This window comes from Croceicoccus estronivorus, from assembly GCF_001625325.1.
GTDB lineage: Bacteria > Pseudomonadota > Alphaproteobacteria > Sphingomonadales > Sphingomonadaceae > Caenibius > Caenibius estronivorus.
On record NZ_JRQQ01000009.1, the window covers coordinates 97,188 to 120,080 of the forward strand.

Genomic DNA, 22,893 nt, shown 5'->3' on the forward strand with positions numbered 1-22,893 from the left:
GGCCTCCGGCAATGTGAGGAGAACAGGGAGGGTGGATGGAAGCCCATTGCTATCGCCCGCTACACCGGTCCAACATCGCTGAGCGCGACATTGATCGGGGAAACTGTACCGAGCATATCCAGAAGAACCCGTAATCTGCCTTTGCTGTCGAGAGCTTCGATCCGGGCGAGACGATCGGCGAAGGGACCAGCGATCAACCGGACCGACTGACCGGGGCGTACGCTGCCCAGAACCTGCTTTACCTCCTGCCTGTCACATCGCGCCATGAGCGCATCCATGACTTCCGAAGGCATCGGCTGCGGCGCACCCTTTGGGGACCCTACGAGCCGTTTGACACCCCTTGTTCCGTTGATCGCCCGCCAGGGGTCCTGCTCGCAATCGAACTTCACGAAAAGGTAGCCCGGGAACAGGGGGGCGAGCACATTTTCGACTCGTCTGGCGTGCCTCCGTGTCGTCCGGAATCGCGGACAGAAGCAGAGAAAATTCTGTCTTTCCAAATGGTTCTGGCTCCGCGCTTCGGCGCGGGGTTGTGTTTCGACAACATACCAGTTCAAGCCAGCCATGAAGTGCCTCTGTCAGCAAAGAACGAGCAGGCACGTGGAGGTAGGTCACGTTTCGGTCATCTGTCCACACCCAGAAAGGTCCATTTCATGTCGCTTGCCCGATAGCGGGCACGGCCTGCCTGAAACGGTATTCGCTCCCTGCCCGCGGTTCCGTGGAATTGGCCTGGGCGGAGCAGAACCGAAAAATCATCCGATCTGCAATTGCTGCACATGCGAACTGTAACCGTTTCGTAAGATAGCTGACGCTTGCTTGTCACAAGCACTGCCTAGCGGCCTCCCTCGCAACAGGGAGGCATCCGATGACCATTTATCGTTCCATACTCATGGCCGGCGCTGGCACGCTCGCCATCGCCGTTCCGTCGGCTGCGTTCGCCGGTGAAATTGCCGGTCACGTCAGCGACGCATCACATACCGTGGCGCTGCGTTCCGCCCAGGTGCGGGTCGTCGAGCTTGATCGCGTCGCTGTGGCCGATCGCGACGGCTCCTACCGGTTTGCCGACGTACCGGCCGGCACCTACACACTGGAAGTGCGCTATGTCGGCGCTGAGACCGTCCGCAAGACCGTGGATGTGCCCGCCACGGGGGAAATCGCTGTCGACTTTGCACTTGGCGGAGCCAATGCTCGCGAAATTCTGGTAATCGGCCAGCGTGCCAATCAGGCCAGCGCCCTGTCGCGCAAACGTGAGGCTGATGGTGTCAGCGATGTGTTGACGCGCGATGCGGTCGGCCAGTTTCCTGACCAGAACGTGGCTGAATCGCTGCGTCGCCTGCCGGGCGTGAATATTCTCGACGATCAGGGCGAAGGCCGCTTCGTATCGGTTCGCGGGCTGGACCCGGAACTCAATGCGACTTCGGTCAACGGGGTACGTTTGCCGGCCCCGGAATCCGACGTCCGTTCGGTCGCGCTGGACGTGATTTCCAGCGACATCATCGAATCGGTGGAAGTGAAGAAGTCGCTGACGCCGGACATGGATGCAGACACGATCGGCGCTTCGATCGAGATCAACACGACCAGTGCCTTCGACCGCAAGAAGGATCTGTTCACGGTCAAGGTCGAGGGCAGCTACAATGATTATTCGGGTGACCTGACGCCGAAAGGCAGCTTCGACTTTTCAACCCGCCTTGGCGACGATGTCGGGATTTCCGGCGGTCTGTCCTATTACAAGCGCAAGTTCGAAGCCGACAATATCGAGGCCGACGACTGGACCGACGAGGGCACCGGTATCTATGCCCAGACCGTCGAATATCGCGATTTCGATGTCGAACGCGAACGCATCAGCGCCAATCTCGGTCTCGATGTACGGGCGAGTGACACGACTTCGCTGTATGTGAAAGGCATATTCAGCCAGTTTGACGATCAGGAATACCGCCGCCGCCTGACTTTCGACCTTGGTGATTTCAAAGACGACAAGCTGCCGACGATTGACGGTGCCAAGGCTACGTTCTCTTCCGGAACGGAGCGAATTCAGGTCGAGCGGGACATCAAGGATCGCTTCGAGCGTCAGCGGATCCGGTCGCTGGTCTTCGGCGGCGAAACCGACACTGGCGAGTGGAAGGCGAGCTATGCCGCGAGCTGGTCGAAGTCCTCCGAAGTGGAGCATGGCTCCGTCGATCCGGCGGAGTTCCGCCGCCGTTTCGAAGATGACGAAGACCTCTCGGTCGCGTTCGATTATTCCAACTACAAGCTGCCGATGTACAGTGTGTCGGGGGCGGACGTAGGCAAGTTCTATGATCCCGCCGAATACGAATTGCATGACATCGAATATACCAAGCTGTCGAATTCGACTGACGAGGAATATGCGCTCAAGCTTGATCTCGGCCGGGAATTCGCATTCGATACCGGCACGTTTACCGTTCAGGCGGGCGGCAAGGCCCGCTGGCGCGAAAAGATGTACAACAAGGAAGTCGAATTCTGGGAAAACGACGGCCTGTCCCTGGCCGACGTCGTGGGAAGCCAGACCTACCGCATCACGGATATCGAACCGGTTGCGACCTATACCGGTGCGACCAAGGCCTTTCTCGGCAATATCGGCGATTATGAGCTGAACGACGAGGATACGTTCATCGATTCCCTGACGGATGATTACCGTGCGGATGAAGACGTCATGGCCGGTTATCTGATGGGCCGCTGGGAAAGCAGCAAGCTGCTTGTCGTCGGCGGTGTCCGGTACGAGCACACGGACGTGACGCTGCGGGGCAATATCGTCGACGAAGATGCGCTGATTGCCACACCGATCATGTACAAGCGCAGCTATGGCGACTGGTTGCCGAGCCTGAACGTGCGGTTCGAACCGACTGATAACCTGGTTCTGCGCGCAGCAGGATATCGCAGCCTGGTGCGCCCGAAACTGTCGAAGCTGGCCCCCCGCATCAGCGTCAACGAAGATGACGAATATACCTTCGGCAACCCGTTCCTGAAGCCGTTCGAAGCATGGAACTTCGATCTTTCGGCTGAATATTACTTCTCCTCCAACGGCGCGCTGTCCGGTGCGTTCTTCTACAAGGATGTGAAGAACTTCATTGTCGATACGAAGCTTCAGGGTCCGGGCACATTCGGGGGCATCGATTTCCTCGAGGATTCGGAAGTTCCGATCAACGGTGGTGACGGGAAGATCTTCGGCCTGGAACTGAGCTATTCCCAGGCATTGACAATGCTGCCGGCCCCGCTCGACGGTCTGCTCGTCCAGGCGAACTACACGTACACCGATGCCACCGGCCACATTCCGGTCGACAAGGATATTACGGATCTGCGCAAGATCGGCCTGCCGACGACGTCGAAACATACTTTCAACGCGGTACTCGGGTATGAAAAGGGGCCCATCAGCCTTCGTCTGGCAGGGACCTATCGCGACAAGATGCTGGAAGAGACTGGCGACGTGGCGGAAGAAGACCGTTATGCCGACGATCACTTCCAGCTCGACCTGAGCGCGAAGTACCGCATTACGAAGAATATCCAGCTGTTCTACGAATGGATCAACATCAACAACGCCAAATACACCGCCTATAACAACTATGGTGGGCGGCGTAACCAGCTCCAGTTCGACGAGTTCAACTGGACCATGAAGTTTGGTGCGAAGGTGAACTTCTGATGCGGGGATGGGTCGCAATTACTGCTGTGGCAGGACTGGCAGCCTGCGCACCGGGACAATCTGATGGGGAAGGCACCGTCGCGACTGTTGGGGTCGCGGCGCGTGCCGAAACCCAGCCGGTGGGCACTGCTAACGAGGATGCCGCAGACGATCCGGCGATCTGGCGTAACAGTGCCGATCCCGCAGCCAGCCTGCTGGTCGGCACTGACAAGAAGGCCGGCCTTTACGCCTATGGGCTGGACGGAACCGTCCGCAGTTTCGTGCCGGCCGGGCGGTTGAACAATGTCGCTCTGGTACAGGGGCGGCACGGAGTCCTTGTCGCTGCAAGTGACCGTACCGATCCGGATCATTCGCGCGTTGCGCTGTTCTCTCTCGATCCCGCTACGGGTGAGCTTGGATTGCTTGGCCGGGTGGAGAGCGGAGCAGGCGAAGCCTATGGCCTGTGCATGGCGGCAGGAGGCACCCGGACGGATGACGGGCCGGACAAGGCCCGCGTCTTCGCAGCCCTGAAGGATGGCACCGTGCGCGAGATTTCCGTCTCCTATGCACCGGGCGCATTATCGGGCGCGATCGTGCGGGAATGGAAGATCGCAACGCAAATCGAAGGGTGCGTGGTCGATGAACAGGCTGACCGTCTGTTCGTTGGTGAGGAAGATGTCGGCATCTGGATGATCGACCTTGCTGCCGCAGCAAAGCCGGTGTCTTTTGCCAAAGTCGATGGGAAAAGGCTGGTCGACGATGTCGAAGGCCTGGCAATTGCACGTATGCCGGACGGTCGCAGCATTTTGCTGGCTTCCAGCCAGGGCGACAATGCCTATGCGGCCTTCGATGCCGGCTCCGGGAAATTCCTTGGCCGCTTCCACATTGTCGACGGCACGGTTGATGGCACCAGCGATACGGATGGCATCGATGTCGTCACGGGCGATTTCGGACCTGCTTTTCCAGGCGGGCTGTTTGTCGCTCAGGACGGTGACAATGGCGATGGCACGCAGAACTTCAAGCTGCTGTCATGGGATGACATCGTGGCTGCGCTCGGCCTCTAGGGCAGGCGCAGGAATTCGATTTCCAGTCTGAAATCACCCTGAATGTCGAGGTGGTGGGGAACCTGCGGGGGCACGATTATCGCGTCCCCCGCCGCCAATGCGCATGTCCCGCCTTCCTGATCGTCCCAGACAAAGACGACCGAGCCGGACTGGACGCGCAGGATACCCCATGCCCCGGCTTTCAGCCTGTGCTCGCGGGTCAGGGCGGAAGGGAGCGTCTGGCTGTCGAACGGCCCGATACGCCGATAGACGCGGGCATCAGTGGGCAGGGCCGGGCTGCGCTGGGCGATCGGATTGGTCATCGGCAGACTGCCCTTTCCAGTATGATGAGGGGTGGAGATGCAGGATCAGACATGGGGCAGGTTTTCCCCTGCCCGCGCCCCGGTCAGACCATCGCGATGGGTCGCGATTCCGGTGAGAAGGCTGTCGGCAATCATCCGGGCACGGCCACCGATCAGGCGTGTGGCGACCTCATCGTGCTCGCCTTCGCGCAAGGTCGCATAAAACAATTCCAGCCAATGCGCGAAGTGGCGTTCTTCGAGGTTCGGCAAAGCGAGATGCTTGATCATCGGGTTGCCTGAAAATTCGCCGCTGTTGTGCAGGATCGAACGCCAGAAGCACTTCATGCGCTCCAGATGTGTGGGCCAGTCGTGGATTTTCGCAGCGAAGATCGGGCCGAGCAGGGCGTCGTCCCGTACCTTGGCGTAAAAGCGGTCCACCAAAGATGCGATGAAAGCCGCATCGATACCCAGCCTTTCGGCATGGCGCTGCTTTGCCTGTCGCGCCGCGAGTGCGGAGCTGGACGCCTGTGGTGCGCGGCTGGCATTTTTCGCGGCCCATTCGCTGCCGGATTTCGAAGACATCTGGCTGTGCCCCTTTAAACATGTATCATATATACATGTTAAGATGCGCGGCTGTTGAAATCAATATGCGATATGCATGTTTTGTGCGGCCCGGCCGGGATCTCGATGATCCGTTTCGCGCGAGCCGACTATCTCCGAACTGGATGCAGTTCCGCTCTCCACGCCTTGATCGGGTGCTGAGCCAGCCGCTAGCTCCACCGGTGTGAATGCGGGAAGCGGGTGTCGTCGGGATTGGCGGCGCGCCTTCCCGCTTGGGGGACTTTCGATGGGGCCGGATCGTGCGCTCAACTTGCTGGACGCGATGTTGTGGAATGCGGCCATAATTGCCGGACCGGTGATGCTGGCCACTCTGGCGGTGGGATTGATCGTCTCGATCTTCCAGGTCGCAACGCAGATTCAGGAAATCACGCTCAGCTACGTACCCAAGATTATTGCGGCAATGATCCTGCTGATTGCCATGGGCCCTTGGATGATCGCGCGGCTGACTTCCTTCGCACGGGCCCTTTACCTCACAATTCCCTCCCTGGCAGGATAGGGTGACAATCGGTGGATGATCTCCTCGCCCGCGCCGTGGCGGCACTGCTGGTCGCTTTGCGGATCGCGCCGACATTTGCCTATGGCGGCCCCTTCACGCTGCTGCGGGTCCCCGTGACCATCCGGGTATTGCTGGCGTTATCGCTCGCACTCTCGCTTGTCGCCGGCCGCCCGGCTGCGACAGTGGAGGTGCTCCAATCCGGGGCCAGCCTCCTCTCCCTTGCCGCGGGTGAATTGTTCGTCGGCATTGCCGTCGCACTGTGCCTGCAAATGGCATTTGCGGCGATCCTGTGGGCCGGACGGGCGGTTGATATCCAAGCCGGGTTCGGTCTCGCAATGGTGGCTGATCCGACGACACAGGCGCAGATGCCGCTGGCCGGAACGGTGTTCGTATATGCCGCCGCAGCGGTATTTTTCACGATGGGCGGTGCGCAGGATCTGATCGCGCTGTGGGCCGCGTCGCTCGATTTCCTGCCAATGGGGCACGGCATGCTGACGGGCGATATGCGTGCGCTTTCCACGCTGATGAGCGGTTTGTTCGCCATGGGTATCGGGCTCTTCGGCGTGGTGATGCTCGTGCTGTTTCTGCTCGACCTCACAATCGCGTTCATGTCGCGAACGCTGCCGCAAATGAACGTCCTCCTGCTCGGATTTCAGGTGAAATCCATGGCGGTGCTGCTGACGCTTCCCATCGCTCTCGGGTTGTCTGGTGGTATCTTCCTGAGATTGCTGCGCACCGCGATAGAGGGCGCGCCCGGTCTGCTCGGGCAAGGGGGCGGATAGCCGTGGCGGATCAGCAGGAACAGGACCGGAGCGAGGAGCCTACCCCGTTCAAGCTCAGACGTGCGCGGGAAAAGGGTCAGGTGGCGCGCGGCATGGATCTCGGCTTCGTGGGCAGCCTCCTGGCCTTCGCCGGTTTCATCCTTGTCGCAGGTCCGGCTTTTGTCGCTCGTCTCGCTGACTTGATGCGCCTTTCGCTTACTGTGGGGATCGACCGCACGGCGCAGGCAGGCTCAGTGCTAGGCACGGTAAAGGCGATATACTGGCTCGCCTTCCAGCCGCTGCTGGTCCTCGGCGGGATTATCGTCGTCGTTCTGGTGTTTCTGGAACTCGTGCAGTTGCGCGGATTCATCTTCACCACTGCGCCGCTCAAACCCGATTTCTCGCGGCTCAATCCCGCCAAGGGGCTGAAGCGGCTGTTTTCGCTGCGCATGGTCAAGGAAACGATCAAGAACGTCATCAAGATGGCGGTCTATTCATGCGTTGCATGGTTCATGATCGTGGGCGGGCTGGCGATGTTCGGACAATCCATTCACGATGCGCACTCGCTCGCGCAGGCGATGGATGGTGCGGGTCGGCGCCTGTTGTTTGCCTTCCTCGGGCTGGCGTTCGTTTTCATGGTTCTGGATCAGGTGATCGTGCGTGGCGAATTCCTGAAACAGATGCGGATGAGCCGCCGCGAACTGACTCGCGAAACGAAAGAGCGTGAGGGGGAACCGAGAATCAAGCAGAAGCGCCGCGAATTGCATGGCGCGATGCGGCAGCAGGCAGATGGGCTGCGCAAGCTGGATGGATCGGACTTCCTTGTCACCAATCCAGAGCATTTCGCAGTAGCCCTGTCCTATGACCCGGACGAGATGGATGCCCCGATAGTCCGGGCGAAGGGACGCAATCATTTCGCGCAATTGCTCAAACGCAAGGCGCGGCTGCTGCGCATCCCGGTCATTGCGGATCCTGCTTTGGCGCGAAGCCTCTATCGCGATTGTGCGGTGGATCGCGCCATCGCGCCGCAGCATTTTCACGGGGTTGCGCGCCACTACGCACATTTGCGCCGGGGCCAGGGCTCTTCAGCCGAACAGATCGAAGAAGGCGTCATTGGACATGGGTAAGTTGTTCGACCGCAACAAGGATCTCGTGCTGGTTGTCGGCACGGTCCTGATCCTGCTGATCTTGTTTTCGCCCATCCCCCCGGCGATGCTGGATCTGGCGATCATCGTGAATTTCGGCTTCGGGCTGACGATCATGCTGTTGACGTTCTACGTCGCAAAGCCAGTGGAGTTTTCGACTTTCCCCTCGCTGCTGCTGGTCGCCACGCTCTATCGCCTGTCGCTCAACGTTGCGGCCACGCGCCTGATTCTGACAGGGGCCGATGCGGGCGATGTGATCGAGTCCATCGGCAGTTATGCGGTGCAGGGCAATTTTGTCATTGGCTTGGTCGTGTTCACCATTCTGGTCGTCGTTCAATACGTGGTCGTGACATCCGGTGCCCAGCGCGTTTCCGAAGTTGCCGCACGCTTCACGCTCGATTCCATGCCTGGCCAGCAGATGAGCATCGATGCCGATCTCAATCTGGGGCTGATCACCCAGCAGGAAGCGATCGACCGCCGGGCGGGACTTGAGAAAGAGGCATCTTTCTATGGTGCGATGGATGGCGCCAGCAAATTTGTGAAAGGCGATGCCATTGCCGGCATCCTGATCCTTCTGATTGACATTATCGCCGGCCTTATCGTCGGCGTGCTGCAGATGGGCATGAGCTGGGGGGAGGCCTTGCAACGCTTCACCTTGCTGACCATCGGTGATGGTATCGCGACCCAGTTGCCGGCGCTGATTATCTCAATTGCCACCGGCATCATCGTGACCCGCTCCGCTTCTGACCGGGAACTCAGCACGGAAATCTTCCGCCAGTTGTCATCCGAACCGCGCATCCCGTTGATTGTCATGGCAGTGATCGGGGCGCTGATGCTGTTGCCGGGCATGCCGAAGTGGCCGATTGCGGTGCTGCTTGCAGTTGCCCTGTTCGCCTGGCTTCGCGTCCGCCGCATACGGCACGAAGAAGCACAGGCCGCCAACGCGATTGAGGAAGAAGATACCGGTTCCGCCACATCGGGCAAGCTTCCCCCGCAACTGGAAATCGCCTTTGGCAGCCAGTTGGCGGAAGCCTGGGGTGACAAGAAGGCGATCCTGCTCGATCGTATCGCCAATAGCCGAACAGCCCACGAACGGATGTTCGGGATTGCCTTTCCAGCGGTTCGTTTCGTGGATGCGCGTGAAATCGGCAGTCTCGATTATCGCGTCAACATTCACGGAATTACCTATGGCAGCGGACAACTTCACCCAAACCGGATGCTAGCCATCGCACAAAGCGACGATGCGCCGCGGTTGACGGGGATCGAGGGCCGCGATCCTGCCTTCGGTATTCCCGGAACCTGGATTGAGAATGACCTTGTCAGGCAAGCCTCCGAAGCGGGCTACAGCGTGATCGATCCTGAGACGGTTCTCATCACTCATTTCGGTGAGATCATGAAAATGGAGGTTGGGACTCTGCTGACCCGCGCCGTGACAGGGGAGCTGCTCGACCGTTTACGGGAACGGCAACCGGGTCTGGTTGAAGAATTGGTGCCTAACATCATGACGATTTCGGATGTGCAGCGGATTTTGCAGAATCTCCTGCAGGAACGTGTGACGATTGCCAATCTGGACCTGATCGTGGAAACGCTGGTCGATGTCGGGCGAACGGAGCGTGATCCGGCGGGCCTGACTGAACGGGTGCGCCAATCGCTCAGCACGGCCATTTGCAATGGATTGCGGGGGCACAACGCGCATCTTTCGGTCCTCAGCCTGGATCCGCGGCTGGAAAATCAGATCATTGCCGGCCTGGGATCGAGAGAAGCGAGCACGATGGGGCTGGAACCGCGCCTGGCTGAACAACTGTTGCGCAAGCTGGCCCCACTGGCGGAGGCTATGCTGCGCCAGGGAAAGGCCCCGGTCTTGTTGTGTGCGGGGCCAATCCGCAGAGTCCTGCTGAAGCTGACGCAGCGATCGATCCCGCAATTGTCGATTCTTTCGATAGACGAGATTCCCTTGCGCCTTTCCCTCCAGTCTTTCGATATGGTGAAAGTGGATGGATGAGCGGTGGCAAGATCGGGATGACAAGCAACGGGAGCGCCTGTGACGCAAGATACTGAACATGATCGGCTGCGGCGCCTGCGTGGCTTTCTCGAGCAGGATCCGGAAAACCCGGCGTTGCTTCGCGATGTGGCAGCGCTTGCCATGACATTGAATGATCCGCAGCAGGCGATGGATTGCCTTGCCGAGTTGGAACGGACAGGCGCGGCAGAGATCGGCGACCGCAACCTGATGGGTATTGCCGCAATGCACGCAGGTCAGCCGGAGCAGGCGGTGCGGATATTTTCCGATCTACGGGATACGGCCCCCCTGGATCTGGGCTTGCGGTTCAATCTTGCCTGGGCGTTGGCCCTGGCTCAGGATTTTGCCGCTGCCCGCGCCTTGCTCGATGATGATCTGACGGACAGCTTGCCCCAGGCTGCTCTGCTCGAAGTGCAACTGATGCATGATGCGGGGGAATTCGATGCCGCGATCCTGAAAGCGCGGGCGCATGTGGCGAGGCATCCCGATTATCCGCCGCTTCTGGCCGCAGTGTCCGTTCTCGCGCTCGATGTGGAAGATGAAGATCTCGCCAGACAATGCGCTGAAAAGGGCGGAGATCAGCCCGATGCCCTGACCACACTGGGTATGTTGACGCTGGGTGGCGCGGACACGGACCATGCGGCGGCGCAGGGCATGTTCGAACGCGCGCTTGCCTTCGATGCAGACTCCCCCCGTGCACGTATCGGGCTGGGGCTGTCGCTTCTCGCCGCTGGAAATGGTGCAATGGCTGCGACGGAACTCGACAAGGGTGCGGAACGGTTTGGCGATCACTTGGGGAGTTGGATCGCGGCTGGATGGGCCTATCTCGTTGCGGGCGATATGGCGCGGGCGCGCGAACGGTTTGACCATGCGCTGCAACTTGATCCCAATTTTGCTGAATCGCATGGGTCTCTGGCTGTGCTGGACATGCTGTCTGGCGACAGGGAACAGGGTGACCGCCGGTTGGAAATAGCCCAGCGGCTTGATCGCGCGAGTTTTTCGGCAGCTTTTGCAAAAATGCTGATGGCTTCGTCCGACGGAGATTCGGACGCGGCAGAACGGATACTCGACATCGCGTTGAAGCAACCGCTGGATGGAAGTGGCCGCACAATTGGCGCCGCATTGGCACGAGCCATGCGGTCAGGCGGATAGTCGACGCGGACAGCGGCCGGTTAAGCGCGCTCCGTTTGGCCAACGCCAGTTTTCAGTTTTGGTCAGGCGATTTTAAGTGTCGCTTGCAGCAGCGTTCCTATTCAAAGCCGGTCACTGCGTGCGGGACGTACGCTGCCTCCAACCTGGCGCATTCTTCGTCGCTGAGCGTCACCGATAGCGCCGCTACGGCATCGTCGAGATGCGCGAGCTTGCTGGCACCGACGATCGGGGCGGAGACGCTCTTCTTCGCCAGCACCCACGCCAGAGCGATCTGGGCCATCGCCACACCACGCTCATTGGCTATTTGTTCGACGGTGGCGATGATCTTGTTGTCGGCCTCTTCGGTTGGCTTGAACAGGACCTTCGCGAACTCGTCGCTCTCGCTGCGCGTGGTCTGCTTCCCGATGGGCCGCGTCAGGCGGCCACGGGCCATCGGACTCCATGGAATCAAGCCAACCCCCTGATCTTGGCACAGGGGGATCATCTCCCGTTCTTCTTCGCGATAGAGCAGGTTCAGATAGTTCTGCATGGTGACGAACCGTGTCCAGCCGTGGATCGTTGCAACCGACTGAGCTTTGGCAAATTGCCAGGCCGCCATGGAAGAAGCGCCGATGTAGCGGGCCTTTCCTGCTTTTACGACATCGTGCAGGGCTTCCATGGTTTCTTCGATGGGCGTGCCATAGTCCCAGCGGTGAATCTGATAGAGATCGACATAGTCGGTGTTGAGACGGGAAAGGCTCGCGTCGATTTCCGTGAAAATTGCCTTGCGTGACAAGCCCTTGCGATTGGGCGGGGCATCGCCCGAGAGCATATTTTCCGGAAGGAAGACCTTTGTCGCGATGACGACCTCTTCGCGACGAGTAAATTCTTTGAGGAGTTTCCCCAAGATCAGTTCCGATGTTCCTGCCGAATAGCTGTTTGCGGTGTCGAAGAAATTGATACCAAGTTCGACCGCATGCCGGATGATGGGGCGACTTTCCGCTTCGCCCAGAGTCCAGGGGTGTGCCCCTGCCTCCGGCTGCCCGAACGTCATGCACCCCAGACACAGCCGTGAGATGTCAAGGCCGGTCGAGCCCAGTTTCGTATAGTGCATGGTCTTTATCTTCCCATATTTCAGTGGACGGCTGGCGCTATCGTGAGCCCACGTCTCTCATCCAAGTATGATGAACGGCGGAGGAATCTGTGGTTCAGCCGCCAACCTGCGGCAGTTATGGAGTGGATACAAACCATATCTTCGACCGCAAATCGTACTCTGGCTTTGTCGTGGAATTCTTGAAGCCGGGTAGGCAACTTGTGACAGATGCCTGCGGCACAGGATTTCTGCACGCTTCGTTCCGATTGTCGCTAGTCTGCCGGGCGGCGGCTCACTTCTCGAAGCGAACGCTTCAGCAGATCCCGGCTTCCGTCATCGGAGGCAATGATCCGGTGGACTTCGCCTACAATCCGCTCAAACTTTGCCTCGTTGGCCAGTTCTTCCCCAAATTCCTCTGTCAATAAAGCCCGGATCAGCGCCTTGCCGCGTTCCTCGTCGGACAGACCATCGAGAGTGGCCAAGGCAGAAACCCGGTGCAGGGGGTTTTGTCCTCCGGTTAGCTGAGAAGCCCCGGCTCGGCTGCCACGGGCCTGACCAGCGCCTTTCGTCATGCGTTGCAACTGCTGGCGCAGCAGCAGCATGACCTGATCGGCAGGCGTGATACGCGTCATTGCCGGATGGCCTCAGTGTCGTGTGCCGCCGGGGGTGAACTGACCGAGGATCAATGACGTCAACGACTGATCGGTGTCCGTATCTGCGTTTTCGCCACGGCCGTCGCTGGCCAACTTCTCACACTCCTTAATCAGCAGCCGAATGTCATTGTTGAGCGGCGGGTTTTCCTCGTTGAGCGCCATACCCGAACGCATCAATGTGATCGCCTCTGCAAACTCGTCGCGGATCAAATGCGTCATGCCTTCCACGAAGTGACGCAGATAGTGGTCCTGCGGCAGGCGGAGGAGCGGCCCCCAGGTCGAAAGCGCATTGTCCGCCTCGCCAGAAGTCAGTTCGAAGAAACCGAGCTGGTAGCGGGCGAGATGGAATTCCGGAGCGATTGTAACGGCCTTGGCCAAAGCCGCATGCGCTTCGATCGGGCGTTGTCGGCCAGCCAGGATCGACCCGCGCATGAAATGCAGGCGCGGGTCCTGAGGGTAATCCGCCAGCAAGGCATCGACCTGGGCCAGATCATCGTGGTCATTGCCCTGGATCGCAGCCACCAATGCGTTGATTTCGGCGTCGCTACACAAATTCATTTCTCGTTCCTCTCGTATAGGAAGCGTCAGCGGAACTGGGCCATTTGCTCGCGCAGACGTAGCAGAGCCGAACGGTGGATTTGTGAAACCCGCCCTTTGCTGACACCCAGTATAGCGGCAATTTGCTGGAAGCTCACACCGTTCCGGTAATGCTGACTAACGATATAGCGCTCCCTTTCGGGCAACATGTCGATCTGTTCGCGGACCTTCTTTTGCATTTCATGCCAGGCGAGGCTTTCATAAGCGGAAGGCTGCCCATCCGGAATCGTATCCGGGTCGACCGCTTCGCCGTCTCCGACCAGCAGGCCCAGAGCAAGCGTGCTGGCAAGCTCCGCCAGGGCGCCCAGCGGGTCTGCTTCTGCGACAGGCCCCGATTGGCGCAACGAACGGAGCCGGTCCCTTTCCACGCGCTGGTGATAGCGATATTGCGCGGTCGCTTCGCTCATTGTCGCCAGACCATTGCTGATATGGCCTGCGATGCGGCTTCTCGCGTAAGCCTGAAAGGGCACATTGCGTGCGGGATCGAACCGCTGAATGGCTTGCAGCAAGGCTTCATAGGCGAGTTGTTCGACATCCCCCCGCTCGACACTGCCAATCCGCCGTCTTGTGAATTGCACTCCGGCCAACGTGCGAGCGAATGGCTGATAGTATTCGAAGAGCTTCAGCCGGGCGTCGTCCCCCCGCATATCGAGGTAGGCGCGCCACAGGGAAGCTTCGACCCTGTCCGGCTGCACCAGCAGCGCAACGCCGCGACGCGAGGCAATGGTCATCCGAAGCTTCCGAGCAATCCCTCCATCACCAGGCTCCAGCCGTCGATCAGGACGAACATCAGGACCTTGATCGGCAGGGATATGGTGGCCGGCGGCACCATCATCATACCAAGCGAAAGCAGGATGCTCGCCACGACGAGATCGATCAGCAGGAAGGGCAGCAGGATCACGAAGCCGATAGTGAACGCGGCACGCAGTTCATTGAGCATGAATGCCGGGGTCAGTTTGAACAACTCCACATCTTCGGCCCGATCGGGAGGAACTGTTCGTGAAACGCGATAGATCATGGCGAGGTCATTGTCGCGGGTATGCCGCAACATGAAGGATTTGAGCGGACCAGCGCCCTTGTCCATTGCCTCGGCAATATCTGCCTTGCCTGTCAGTAGAGGCTGCAAGGCTCCTTCGTTCACTGCCGAGAGTGTCGGGCTCATGACAAAGGCTGTCATGAACAGCGCCAGGCTGGTCAGCACGGCATTGGGCGGGGTCTGGGGCATGCCGAAAGCATGGCGCACCATCGCGAGGACCACGACAATCCGAATGAAACTGGTCGTGCTGATGAGGATCGCCGGAATGATGGCGAGAATGGTCAGCACTACCGCAAGCCGGACAGCCTCGCTTGTCTCGGGTGCAGCAGGCACAGCAGCCAAGGCTGGCTGTGCCTGACAGGCAGACACCGCGATGACAACTGTGAGCAGGCTCGGTCGGAGCCGGAGCTTCATGGCGCTTTCTCCATCGGAGAAACGGGCTGCTTGTCCAGCACCAGAGCGTGCCCTTGGCCGACGGCGATCAGGTAGGCATGCCCCTCGCAATGCATCAGGCAGACATCCCCATGCGGACTGATCCGGCGCGTTTCGATCACCTCGATCCGCCGCCTTGGTGCATGGCTCAGGCGGCTGAAATCGAGGCGGCCCTGATGACGGCGTAGGGCGAGAATAGCCCCTGCTGCCAACGCCACGCAGAATGCCAGGGACAGGCCGATGCGCAGCCATGGAATTGCAGGCTCACCGGCTGTGCCAAGGCCGGATGCAGCGGCGGCGGGATGGCCCATCGACGCCAAAGCCAATGCGAAAGAGAGCAGGCAGCGAGGCTTCATGTGCTCAATCGCCGATCTCGGTCACACGGACTGCAAATTTGTCATCGACGGTGACGATTTCTCCTCGCGCAATTATCCGTCCGTTCACGCGGATGTCGGCAGCTTCGGCTATGGTGCGGTCAATGGGTAGGACATCGCCTGTTGCGAGCCGGTTCAGGGCTGCAACTGTCAATCTCGCTTCGCCGAGCATCACCTCGACTTCAACTTCGACATGATCGATCAGCTTGGCGGGCGCCTTGCCCCCAATCCTGTCGCTGCTGGGGTTCTCTACCATTGGTCAATTGGCCTTTCGATCCGCATTTGGAAGTGTTCGCCCGCAAGTACGATCGAGGCAGCCTTGTGAGCGATGATGGTGTTGCCGGCCTGCATGTCGAGCAGGTCCGCTGCATCCGTCTGAAGCGTGATGACATCGCCTGGCCCGAGCTTTTCAAGATCGTTCAGTGCGATGCTGGTGCGACCGATAAGGGCCCCGATGGCGATGGGCTGGTTCTCTATCGCTCGGTTTCGGAGATCTGGTTGAGCACGTTTACGCGGTGTGCCCGCCCGGTGTCGCGCCATTGCGATCAAGAGCGGCGCCGCGATTTCGAGCGTGAAGATTTCCGACCCTTCATTCAACATGAACGGCAAGCGATATCGCGGATGGGCACCGCCATCCGCCGGTCCCTTGAAATCGGCAAACAGTGCCTCGATACGCCGAGCAAGGTCGTCCCGTACGGTTTGCGCGAGTTCCCGGACAAGCATCATGTCGCCGGTCGTTTTCAGATCATGTGCGCCCATTTCCCGCCCGAGTAATCCTTGGGCGAGGAGCGGCTCCGAACCCGTCGTCAAAGTAAGTTGGCATGGCCTGTCGGCAGCATTGCCCGAACCATGCGGGGCGGGCGCCTTTTGCCAGGCGAAAGGGGCAGTCAGCCTGCCTTTGACCAACCATTCGTCTGACCACCGGCCCAGGAGTTCCGCGACTGGTGCGACTGACGATGGCCCGGTAAATGCCGTTTCCGGCAACCAGAGCGATGCGGTGGGCATCACCCTTGGCCCCGGATGCCGAACAACTGCTGGATCATGTCGTTGGTGACGCTGATGATTTGCGATGAGGCCTGAAAACCGCGTTGGATCAGGATAAGGTCACCGAATTGCGATCCGAGATCGACATTGGACGCTTCCAGCCGTTGGGACAGGATCGAACCTACGCGTGTGTCATCTGCGGAAAGGTACTGCACCTGACCAAAGCCACGTTGGGCGAACAGCCCGTTGCTTCGCTGTTCCAGCGTCTGCGGGTCGCGGAAATCGGCCAGCGCAATCGCGCCCAGTTCCAATGTTTCCTCATTGGAATAGGCAATTTCGAACTGCCCCTTTTCATTCACGGTCAAAGTCGCAACCGACCCGGTCGGATGGCCATCGACATCTGAGGCCCGCATGGTGGAAACCGTGCCCGATGAATATGAGGTGATGCCTGAAAAATCGAATGCGACCGACAGGCTGCTGGCCGTATCTTCGAACGTCAGCGTGGTATTGGCCGGGTCGGCTATACCGCCGGTAATGGTCAGAGTCTGGGTTCCGACTTCCGTTCCGTCTGCATCGGTAACAGTGACCGTCCATTCGTCGAACACCGTTTCTTCGCGTGAAAATGCGATTGTCCAGACATGCTCGCCGCCGCGCTCGTCATAGACCTTCACATCGGGAACGGTGTATTCGGTCGCGGTCGAGGATAGGTTGTCTGAAAAGCCGATCCGGGTCGTTTCTGCTGGTGCGCTTGTGCGCGCGTTGTCGATATTGACGCTCTGCGGACGACCAGTGGAATCCAGGACCGCCAGTTTGTAGTCGGTGCCAGCCAGAACGACGTAGCCATCGTCATTGACCACGAAGCTGCCGGTGCGTGCGTAAAGGGTCGTGTCGCCATCCAGAAGGACGAAGAAACCGTTGCCGTCGATGGCAAGGTCCAGATCGCGGCCTGTGTTCCGCAGTTCACCTTGTGTGAAATTGATGGACACCTCGTCGAAATTTACGCCGTGCCCCTGCCCGGTGTAGCCGGAGCCATACGCCAGCCCGCCCGCGCTGCTGCCGCCGTAAACGTCAGAGAATGAGATGTCGGTCGCCTTGAAGCCTGAGGTGTTCAGGTTGCTGACGTTGTTGCTGACGGTTTTCAGGCCCTGGGAATAGGCGTTGAGCCCGCTCAGGCCGATGTAGATGGAACCGAACATATCAATTGCCCTCCCTAATTTGCGAGACTGCGTTCAATGCGATGTTGCTGATGGTCTGGTTATCTGTCGTGCGAATGGTGAGGCTGGGCGAACCGTCGATGAAGGACACTGCCGTCACTTCTCCGCTCAATGTGATGCCACTGGCCGGAACATCTACTGTCTTGCCCAGCAGGCTGGCCGCCTGCGAAGACGATTGCGCCGCGACCAGGGTCTGCAGCGCCTGCGACATGTCCTGCGTTTGCTGGATCTGGGAAAACTGGGCGAGCTGAGAGACAAATTCGAAATTGTCCATCGGCTTCAAGGGGTCCTGATAGGTCAGTTGGGTCAGGACGATCTTGAGCAGGGATTCGAAACTCAGGCCGAAAGCATCGGTCGCGTTCTGAGCCCCCTGGTTCGCACCGGAGTCGGTCTGGACGTTGGCCAGGCCTTCTATGGGTGATGTCGCCATTGCCGTCAGCCTTTCACGCAGGAGTTTGGTGGAGATCGAGGTCGCGCAAGGTCAGCCCGAATTGTTCGAACAACTCACGCAGCCGCAGTTCCATTTCGCCCCGCATGTCGTCGGACATGCGGGGGAGCCGAATGAACAACCGGATGCCGCCTTCAACCGGAAGCCAATGGACTGTGAACTCTCCGCCGGGGCTGGCGGGTGCGGCTCTTGATGATATCGGGCTGGACTTCGCTGATGCGGCCCCGCCCGGCTGATCCACCGCGTGGGCCTCGCCTTGAAGATTGGGTCGGGACTGGGCCAGCGGCAGGAACTGCGGTGTGGCTGAATGGTGTATTGGCGTACTGGCGGGGGGCGATCCCGACAGCATTCCCGCTACTTTTTCCTGCCCGGTCAAAGCCGGGGCCGCTGGATATTGGAGAGCCAATCGGACCGTGGGCGTGCTCGTCAAAGGAGCTTCGAGGGGGGCCTCTTCAAAGAGAGGAAGCGATCCCGCATCGGCGGCGGGAGGAGCAGCTGTGGCAGGTGGTGATGGGAACGCCTTAACGGAACGCAGGGGCGCTGGATCACGCCTCTCCAATGGAAGTTCGCCACCGGCCGTCTGTGGCACTGCGGTTGCGACCAGCAATGGTGAGGCAACGAAGGCTTGTGCATCTTGTCCAATTGCCGGTGTGATGGCAGCGGCATGGGCAATGTCCTGATCTGGCAGCGAGGAAAGCTGGGACGATTCGAGATCGAGAAAAAATGCAAAGGAAGGCCCATCAGGTTGGCTGGATGAGACATCTGGCATGAGGTCGTTGACACGGCGAGCAGTGTCTGAGGCTGGAGCCGCTATTGCAGTCATCGGGGTTGCCTCGCAGTACGCATGGCGATGAGGCTTGCGACTTCAAGCGCGACCTTCTCCTCATGCTGTCGGCGGATGTAGCGGGCGGCGCAGCGATATTGTTCCTGCAACCAGTCCTGTTGGTGGTGGCGGGCGTGCCACGTACTTTGCCGTTCGCGTTCGGTTGCACGGGCGATTTCCGCCTGTTCGTGAGCTTTTCTTACCGCATCGGCGTGGCTGACGATCATTCCGCCCTTCACGCTGAACAGCGAGGGATCAAGCAGGCGTGTGGCGAGGAGATCGGAGAGTTCGTCCTCCTGTCGTTTCAGAGCGTCCCTGGCGGTGTCTTCGTGCGCGCTGGCGCTTTCCCGCTTGGTTTGGGCGTCATCCAGCGCCAGCTGCGCTTCGGCGACGCGCAGGGCCTGCAATTGTGTGAGCCGTTTCAGTGCGCGGCTGGCTTTCGGATCGTTATGCATGGCCACTCCCGCCAACGATCGCATCCAGCATTGTCTGTGCTTCATCCAGAGAGGAAAGGTGGTCTGCAGGCTGGCGGAGGAAGGCCGTCAACTGGGGATGCCATGCGATGGCCTGATCGATTTCGGCGCTGTTGCCTTGGCGATAGATGCCGCTTTCGATCATCGGCCGGGCTTCTTCGTATAGGGCAAGGGCGGCATGGGCCTTCTGGGCCCGACTTTCGTCGTCCCTGCTGAACAAATCGGAAGCGAGGCGGCTAACACTGCGGGCCACGTCAATCGCGGGGAAATGGCGTTTTTCAGCCAATGTCCGCGACAAGACAATGTGACCATCCAGCACCGATTTCATCAGTTCGACGATCGGATCATCGACATCGTCGGTCTCGCTCAGCACGGTCATGATTGCTGTGATGGAGCCACCATGCCGCACTGCGCCGCAACGCTCGACGATTTTGGGCAGTGCTGAAAATACGTTGGGAGTGAATGCGCGGATAGTTGGCGGTTCGCCAGAGGCCAGACCCAGTTCGCGCAGGGCCAATGCCACGCGGGTGATCGAATCCACGATCAGCAGGACATGCTCCCCTTTGTCGCGCCAGTGCTCTGCGAGACCCAGCGCCTGATCGATGGCTCTCACACGCAGGCTTGCGCTCTCATCCGCCGTAGCGGCGACGAGCGTAAATCTGGTGCCATCGCGTTCGCGCAAATGTGTGCGCCACAGTTTTTCGACTTCACGCCCGCGCTCGCCCACAAGGCACAATATAACCCGGTCGGACTCTATCTGATGGGCGATCTGGTCGATCAGGCTGGTTTTGCCGACACCGCTGGCGGCGAAAATGCCAATTCTCTGTCCTTTGCCGAGCGGCAGCAGCGCATCAATCGCTCGGATACCGGTGATCAGACGTTCCTTCGGCACCATTCGGTCAAGCGGAGCTAACATATGCCCGGCACGCGGGCGGTTCGCTTCGGCCAGTATGGGCCTGCCTCCGTCCAGAGGGTTCGCCAGCGCGTCAATCGCCCGTCCGGCGAACCCCGCACCTGTCGGGATATCGTCGCAATGGCGGGACTTGCTGACGCGTGCGCCCAGCCGCAGCTGCCGCACGCCTGAAAAAGGGAGCAGGCGTATCCGCTCCTGCTCGATTGCGGTGACCTCTGCTATGATCGGATCGTTACGCCCGGTCTGTTCGATTTCACAATAGTCGCCGACACCAACGATGGGGCCGTCCGCTTCGACATATTCGCTGCCGATCCGGATCAGGGTGCCTGTACGGCGAGCAAGCTCTGCCCGTTCGAGCGTTGTGATATACGGGTGGGCCTTCATCGCTCGATCCCTTCCCCGGCCATCGTTTCCAGGAGGTGCGCGAGACGGGGCCACTGATCGGCAATGCCTGCCTCGATCTGGCCAAGTTTGAGATCGATCGTACACTGCCCTGTTTGCAAGGCCGGATCGATTTGCAGTGACAGGTCAGGAAGCTGATCGGCCAATTCTGTCATGCCAGCGGCATCGCCGAAGTCTTCGGCTGAAACACGGACCCGGATGACAAACGCATTGTCCACTTGCCGGAGCTGGTGGCGCACGCTTTGCGAAATCATTTCGGAGTAGTGCGAATCTTCCCCGAAAATCCGGGCCAAGGCGGTCTGCGCGACTTCAAGCGATAGTACCTCCAGCGTTTCCAGCCGGGCAGCAAACTGAGCCTCGGCCTGAGCGAGTGATTGTTTGAGGCATGCAATCCGTTTCCCGGATTCGCTGTCAGCCTGGCTGTACCCATCCCGTTGGCCGCGTGTGAACGCTTCCGCCTCACGGGTTTCGGCTTGCAGGTTTGCTTCTCGCAATTGTCGGCCGAGTTCTTCGACCTGTCGTTCCAGCAGGTCGATACGCGGATCGACGATGGGCTCCGCCGGGTCATTGCCGGTGTGGGTGGCTGATAACTGTAGGTCGACGGGCATTTCCGCCGGCATTGGCGATTTGGGCGGCTCTGGCACAGAGAAGGGGCGCACGGAGGACTGTGCCTGTTCATCAGAGGCCTTGAACAGCGGTATCATGACAGCCTGCCCAGTTGCCTGACGGCCTTGTGGAGGACATCGAACAGTGAAGGTTTGGCAGGCTCCGCCGCTTTTGCGCCAACTGCTGCGTGAGCGGCCCGGAGGGCCTCACGCGTAGCGGGACGTAACTCACAGTCAGCGCCATCCTCCGCTGCGCAGGCTGAAACGATTTCGGCCAGCCACACTGAATACTGACCATATTCGCTGCGCAGTGCAGGGGGCGTTTCAACGGTGCTTTGGTGGTTTCTCGACGCAAGTGCCTGATCGAGCGCGATTCTGCGCTTGAGGGGAAGATGCTTGCGGATTGCCTTGCGGTCGCCGGCTGGCAATCTGCGCCATTGGGCCAGCAAGTCGTCGAGGCTGGGCGTCCCTTCAGCCATGACGGGAGCCCTCCAGTTGTGCGCTGAGCAGTTCTGCGAATGCGGTTTGTTCAGCACTGCCCATCCGGGAGCGGCGGCGAAGGAGTAGTGCACCGCCACCACCAGCCACTATCAGCAGCAACAGCAACCATCCGCTTGTTACGGGATAGCGGCCTGCAGTCTTGTGGTGGACCGTGGATGGCATAGGGGAGCCTGGCACTGCAGCCGAAGTGTGGCTGGCCCATTGTGCGTTGCCGGCGATGCCCAGCGGGCCGGTTTCAAACCGCAAGACATCACCTCGGGCAGGATCGAGCGCAATGGCAGCCCCAATCGCTGAGCGGAGCAGGGCACGGTTTTCCTCATTAAGGTCAGATTCGGTCCGCAAGGCTAAGCGCAAGTTTAAATTCCGTTCGCGAGCCTGACTTGCGTCTGTATCCCCATCGCTGCCCGGGTTTATGGCGGTTGTGTCCGGCGCCCAGCCCTGCGCAGAGACACGCAATTCGAAGGGTATACCAGGGAGGAGCTCTTCAGCGGCCCTGCGCGCCCGCGCCCGAAAATACGCTTCCAATGCGCCTTGTTCGTCCATGGCGGTGTCAGGGTCATTCTCCGTAACGGATGTGCTGATCAGATCGCCTTTGTCGTTCAGGATTGCGACGTCGTGAACGGACAGGCCAGTTACCGTCGATGCTATCAGACGCTGGATGCCTTCCACTTGGGCTTGGTCGAGTGGCTGTCCTGCCGGGGTCTGGATTGTTACTGCTGCCTTGGGCGATGTCCGGTCGGCGCGGAACAGGCTGCGTTCGGGCAGGGAGAGATGGACCCGGGCAAAGCCGACGCCCTCCATCATCATGATCGTGCGCGCCAGTTCGCCCTGCAGCGCACGTTGATAATTCACCTTTTCGGCAAATTCGGTGAGCCCCATGTCGGCTTCGTTGAACAGCTCGAAGCCGACGACACCACCCATCGCGATGCCCGATCCGGCCACGGCAATCCGAGCCTGTCCGATCTCATCCTCGGGCACGAGCACGCGGTGGCCATCCTCGGCAAGGCGATAGGGGATGCCTTGCTTTTCCAACTCATCCACGATCTGCGCTGCGTCGGCCTCTCGAACGTCCTCGTAAAGCGTCGCATAGCCGGGTCGCAGGAACGCAAAATAGACGATGGTCAGCACCCCGACGACACCGGCGAAAATGGCCCCGAAAATAAAGATCTGCCTGCGTTCCATGGCGCGTTGCCGT

General features: G+C 59.8%; 26 protein-coding genes. 7 read left to right on the top strand and 19 right to left on the bottom strand.

All coding sequences use genetic code 11. The annotated features are described in order from the left end of the window. Window positions 1-59: 59 nt before the first annotated feature. Entirely contained in the window at window positions 60-563 is a 504-nt protein-coding gene (gene nusG / locus MB02_RS14195) for a transcription termination/antitermination protein NusG (protein ID WP_067538974.1), read from the bottom strand. 299 nt (window positions 564-862) lie between these two features. Between nusG and MB02_RS14200 the strand changes: the two genes are divergently transcribed. Together MB02_RS14200 and MB02_RS14205 are read left to right on the top strand one after the other, a co-directional pair. After that, window positions 863-3,652: a TonB-dependent receptor gene (locus MB02_RS14200; RefSeq protein WP_067538977.1), complete on the top strand. Its 2,790-nt coding sequence runs from the start codon at window positions 863-865 to the stop codon at window positions 3,650-3,652. After that, the gene (locus MB02_RS14205; RefSeq protein ID WP_067538980.1) at window positions 3,652-4,695 is read left to right on the top strand and encodes a phytase; all 1,044 of its coding nucleotides are present in this window, start codon (window positions 3,652-3,654) and stop codon (window positions 4,693-4,695) included. The genes MB02_RS14200 and MB02_RS14205 overlap by 1 nt, the downstream gene beginning before the upstream one ends. Here MB02_RS14205 and MB02_RS14210 read toward each other — a convergent pair. Further along, entirely contained in the window at window positions 4,692-4,997 is a 306-nt protein-coding gene (locus MB02_RS14210; protein ID WP_082826215.1) for a DUF1971 domain-containing protein, read from the bottom strand. The genes MB02_RS14205 and MB02_RS14210 overlap by 4 nt on opposite strands. Before the next feature lie 45 nt (window positions 4,998-5,042). Beyond that, complete coding sequence (locus MB02_RS14215; protein WP_235829531.1) at window positions 5,043-5,558, bottom strand: group III truncated hemoglobin; 516 nt, start codon at window positions 5,556-5,558, stop codon at window positions 5,043-5,045. A 265-nt stretch (window positions 5,559-5,823) separates the two neighbouring features. Here MB02_RS14215 and fliQ point away from each other — a divergent pair, with 265 nt between their 5' ends. Genes fliQ through MB02_RS14240 form a run of 5 tightly spaced genes read left to right on the top strand, consistent with a single transcriptional unit; the run spans window position 5,824 to window position 11,171 of the window. Then, window positions 5,824-6,093 carry a flagellar biosynthesis protein FliQ gene (fliQ, locus tag MB02_RS14220; RefSeq protein WP_067538983.1) on the top strand — a complete coding sequence of 90 codons (270 nt, stop codon included), beginning with the start codon at window positions 5,824-5,826 and terminating at the stop codon, window positions 6,091-6,093. Window positions 6,094-6,104: 11 nt separating this feature from the next. Then, complete coding sequence (locus MB02_RS14225; RefSeq protein WP_067538987.1) at window positions 6,105-6,875, top strand: flagellar biosynthetic protein FliR; 771 nt, start codon at window positions 6,105-6,107, stop codon at window positions 6,873-6,875. Window positions 6,876-6,877: 2 nt separating this feature from the next. Continuing rightward, window positions 6,878-7,981: an EscU/YscU/HrcU family type III secretion system export apparatus switch protein gene (locus MB02_RS14230; protein ID WP_067538998.1), complete on the top strand. Its 1,104-nt coding sequence runs from the start codon at window positions 6,878-6,880 to the stop codon at window positions 7,979-7,981. After that, entirely contained in the window at window positions 7,974-10,001 is a 2,028-nt protein-coding gene (locus MB02_RS14235; RefSeq protein WP_067539000.1) for a flagellar biosynthesis protein FlhA, read from the top strand. Before MB02_RS14230 ends, MB02_RS14235 begins: the two co-directional genes overlap by 8 nt. A gap of 39 nt (window positions 10,002-10,040) precedes the next feature. After that, on the top strand, window positions 10,041-11,171 hold the full coding sequence (locus MB02_RS14240) for a tetratricopeptide repeat protein (RefSeq protein ID WP_067539008.1): 1,131 nt from the start codon (window positions 10,041-10,043) through the stop codon (window positions 11,169-11,171). A 97-nt stretch (window positions 11,172-11,268) separates the two neighbouring features. On the opposite strand, the gene MB02_RS14245 is transcribed toward MB02_RS14240, so the two are convergent. The 16 genes from MB02_RS14245 to fliF form a co-directional block, all read right to left on the bottom strand. After that, window positions 11,269-12,264, bottom strand: coding sequence for an aldo/keto reductase (locus MB02_RS14245; protein WP_067539010.1), 996 nt, complete (start codon window positions 12,262-12,264; stop codon window positions 11,269-11,271). A 251-nt stretch (window positions 12,265-12,515) separates the two neighbouring features. Continuing rightward, on the bottom strand, window positions 12,516-12,875 hold the full coding sequence (locus MB02_RS14250; protein WP_067539012.1) for a hypothetical protein: 360 nt from the start codon (window positions 12,873-12,875) through the stop codon (window positions 12,516-12,518). A gap of 12 nt (window positions 12,876-12,887) precedes the next feature. After that, window positions 12,888-13,454 (bottom strand): tetratricopeptide repeat protein, encoded by a 567-nt coding sequence (locus MB02_RS14255; RefSeq protein WP_067539015.1) that lies wholly within the window; start codon window positions 13,452-13,454, stop codon window positions 12,888-12,890. Between the two features lie 26 nt (window positions 13,455-13,480). Then, the gene (locus tag MB02_RS14260; RefSeq protein ID WP_067539018.1) at window positions 13,481-14,224 is read right to left on the bottom strand and encodes a sigma-70 family RNA polymerase sigma factor; all 744 of its coding nucleotides are present in this window, start codon (window positions 14,222-14,224) and stop codon (window positions 13,481-13,483) included. Next, window positions 14,221-14,943, bottom strand: a complete 723-nt coding sequence (fliP, locus tag MB02_RS14265; protein WP_067539021.1) for a flagellar type III secretion system pore protein FliP — start codon at window positions 14,941-14,943, stop codon at window positions 14,221-14,223. The genes MB02_RS14260 and fliP overlap by 4 nt, the downstream gene beginning before the upstream one ends. Beyond that, complete coding sequence (locus MB02_RS14270; protein ID WP_067539024.1) at window positions 14,940-15,317, bottom strand: flagellar biosynthetic protein FliO; 378 nt, start codon at window positions 15,315-15,317, stop codon at window positions 14,940-14,942. Before MB02_RS14270 ends, fliP begins: the two co-directional genes overlap by 4 nt. A 4-nt stretch (window positions 15,318-15,321) precedes the next feature. Next, window positions 15,322-15,591 carry a FliM/FliN family flagellar motor switch protein gene (locus MB02_RS14275; RefSeq protein WP_067539027.1) on the bottom strand — a complete coding sequence of 90 codons (270 nt, stop codon included), beginning with the start codon at window positions 15,589-15,591 and terminating at the stop codon, window positions 15,322-15,324. Then, window positions 15,585-16,340, bottom strand: a complete 756-nt coding sequence (locus MB02_RS14280; protein WP_067539033.1) for a FliM/FliN family flagellar motor C-terminal domain-containing protein — start codon at window positions 16,338-16,340, stop codon at window positions 15,585-15,587. The genes MB02_RS14275 and MB02_RS14280 overlap by 7 nt, the downstream gene beginning before the upstream one ends. After that, window positions 16,340-17,515: a flagellar hook protein FlgE gene (locus MB02_RS14285; RefSeq protein WP_067539039.1), complete on the bottom strand. Its 1,176-nt coding sequence runs from the start codon at window positions 17,513-17,515 to the stop codon at window positions 16,340-16,342. The genes MB02_RS14280 and MB02_RS14285 overlap by 1 nt, the downstream gene beginning before the upstream one ends. A gap of 1 nt (window position 17,516) precedes the next feature. Next, window positions 17,517-17,963, bottom strand: coding sequence for a flagellar hook assembly protein FlgD (locus tag MB02_RS14290; RefSeq protein WP_067539040.1), 447 nt, complete (start codon window positions 17,961-17,963; stop codon window positions 17,517-17,519). Window positions 17,964-17,976: 13 nt separating this feature from the next. Further along, complete coding sequence (locus MB02_RS14295) at window positions 17,977-18,804, bottom strand: hypothetical protein (protein ID WP_067539043.1); 828 nt, start codon at window positions 18,802-18,804, stop codon at window positions 17,977-17,979. After that, window positions 18,801-19,259 carry a hypothetical protein gene (locus MB02_RS14300; RefSeq protein ID WP_156495531.1) on the bottom strand — a complete coding sequence of 153 codons (459 nt, stop codon included), beginning with the start codon at window positions 19,257-19,259 and terminating at the stop codon, window positions 18,801-18,803. The genes MB02_RS14295 and MB02_RS14300 overlap by 4 nt, the downstream gene beginning before the upstream one ends. Beyond that, entirely contained in the window at window positions 19,252-20,574 is a 1,323-nt protein-coding gene (locus MB02_RS14305) for a FliI/YscN family ATPase (RefSeq protein ID WP_067539049.1), read from the bottom strand. Before MB02_RS14305 ends, MB02_RS14300 begins: the two co-directional genes overlap by 8 nt. Further along, window positions 20,571-21,200 (bottom strand): FliH/SctL family protein, encoded by a 630-nt coding sequence (locus tag MB02_RS14310; RefSeq protein WP_156495532.1) that lies wholly within the window; start codon window positions 21,198-21,200, stop codon window positions 20,571-20,573. Before MB02_RS14310 ends, MB02_RS14305 begins: the two co-directional genes overlap by 4 nt. Before the next feature lie 92 nt (window positions 21,201-21,292). Next, entirely contained in the window at window positions 21,293-21,676 is a 384-nt protein-coding gene (locus MB02_RS14315; RefSeq protein ID WP_067539054.1) for a hypothetical protein, read from the bottom strand. Continuing rightward, on the bottom strand, window positions 21,669-22,880 hold the full coding sequence (gene fliF / locus MB02_RS14320; RefSeq protein WP_067539058.1) for a flagellar basal-body MS-ring/collar protein FliF: 1,212 nt from the start codon (window positions 22,878-22,880) through the stop codon (window positions 21,669-21,671). The genes MB02_RS14315 and fliF overlap by 8 nt, the downstream gene beginning before the upstream one ends. Between the last annotated feature and the right edge of the window lie 13 nt (window positions 22,881-22,893).

What these genes read in the sequence shown, in the direction of transcription:
- MB02_RS14270 (WP_067539024.1), bottom strand. Translation starts at nt 15,317, where the DNA reads ATGAAGCCTCGCTGCCTGCTCTCTTTCGCATTGGCTTTGGCGTCGATG.
- MB02_RS14315 (WP_067539054.1), bottom strand. Translation starts at nt 21,676, where the DNA reads ATGGCTGAAGGGACGCCCAGCCTCGACGACTTGCTGGCCCAATGGCGC.
- MB02_RS14250 (WP_067539012.1), bottom strand. Translation starts at nt 12,875, where the DNA reads ATGACGCGTATCACGCCTGCCGATCAGGTCATGCTGCTGCTGCGCCAG.
- MB02_RS14275 (WP_067539027.1), bottom strand. Translation starts at nt 15,591, where the DNA reads ATGGTAGAGAACCCCAGCAGCGACAGGATTGGGGGCAAGGCGCCCGCC.
- MB02_RS14210 (WP_082826215.1), bottom strand. Translation starts at nt 4,997, where the DNA reads ATGACCAATCCGATCGCCCAGCGCAGCCCGGCCCTGCCCACTGATGCC.
- MB02_RS14305 (WP_067539049.1), bottom strand. Translation starts at nt 20,574, where the DNA reads ATGAAGGCCCACCCGTATATCACAACGCTCGAACGGGCAGAGCTTGCT.
- MB02_RS14205 (WP_067538980.1), top strand. Translation starts at nt 3,652, where the DNA reads ATGCGGGGATGGGTCGCAATTACTGCTGTGGCAGGACTGGCAGCCTGC.
- MB02_RS14255 (WP_067539015.1), bottom strand. Translation starts at nt 13,454, where the DNA reads ATGAATTTGTGTAGCGACGCCGAAATCAACGCATTGGTGGCTGCGATC.
- MB02_RS14245 (WP_067539010.1), bottom strand. Translation starts at nt 12,264, where the DNA reads ATGCACTATACGAAACTGGGCTCGACCGGCCTTGACATCTCACGGCTG.
- MB02_RS14215 (WP_235829531.1), bottom strand. Translation starts at nt 5,558, where the DNA reads ATGTCTTCGAAATCCGGCAGCGAATGGGCCGCGAAAAATGCCAGCCGC.
- MB02_RS14260 (WP_067539018.1), bottom strand. Translation starts at nt 14,224, where the DNA reads ATGACCATTGCCTCGCGTCGCGGCGTTGCGCTGCTGGTGCAGCCGGAC.
- fliF (WP_067539058.1), bottom strand. Translation starts at nt 22,880, where the DNA reads ATGGAACGCAGGCAGATCTTTATTTTCGGGGCCATTTTCGCCGGTGTC.
- MB02_RS14310 (WP_156495532.1), bottom strand. Translation starts at nt 21,200, where the DNA reads ATGCCCGTCGACCTACAGTTATCAGCCACCCACACCGGCAATGACCCG.
- MB02_RS14285 (WP_067539039.1), bottom strand. Translation starts at nt 17,515, where the DNA reads ATGTTCGGTTCCATCTACATCGGCCTGAGCGGGCTCAACGCCTATTCC.
- MB02_RS14200 (WP_067538977.1), top strand. Translation starts at nt 863, where the DNA reads ATGACCATTTATCGTTCCATACTCATGGCCGGCGCTGGCACGCTCGCC.
- MB02_RS14280 (WP_067539033.1), bottom strand. Translation starts at nt 16,340, where the DNA reads ATGCCCACCGCATCGCTCTGGTTGCCGGAAACGGCATTTACCGGGCCA.
- MB02_RS14235 (WP_067539000.1), top strand. Translation starts at nt 7,974, where the DNA reads ATGGGTAAGTTGTTCGACCGCAACAAGGATCTCGTGCTGGTTGTCGGC.
- nusG (WP_067538974.1), bottom strand. Translation starts at nt 563, where the DNA reads ATGGCTGGCTTGAACTGGTATGTTGTCGAAACACAACCCCGCGCCGAA.
- MB02_RS14300 (WP_156495531.1), bottom strand. Translation starts at nt 19,259, where the DNA reads ATGCATAACGATCCGAAAGCCAGCCGCGCACTGAAACGGCTCACACAA.
- MB02_RS14295 (WP_067539043.1), bottom strand. Translation starts at nt 18,804, where the DNA reads ATGACTGCAATAGCGGCTCCAGCCTCAGACACTGCTCGCCGTGTCAAC.
- fliQ (WP_067538983.1), top strand. Translation starts at nt 5,824, where the DNA reads ATGGGGCCGGATCGTGCGCTCAACTTGCTGGACGCGATGTTGTGGAAT.
- fliP (WP_067539021.1), bottom strand. Translation starts at nt 14,943, where the DNA reads ATGAAGCTCCGGCTCCGACCGAGCCTGCTCACAGTTGTCATCGCGGTG.
- MB02_RS14290 (WP_067539040.1), bottom strand. Translation starts at nt 17,963, where the DNA reads ATGGCGACATCACCCATAGAAGGCCTGGCCAACGTCCAGACCGACTCC.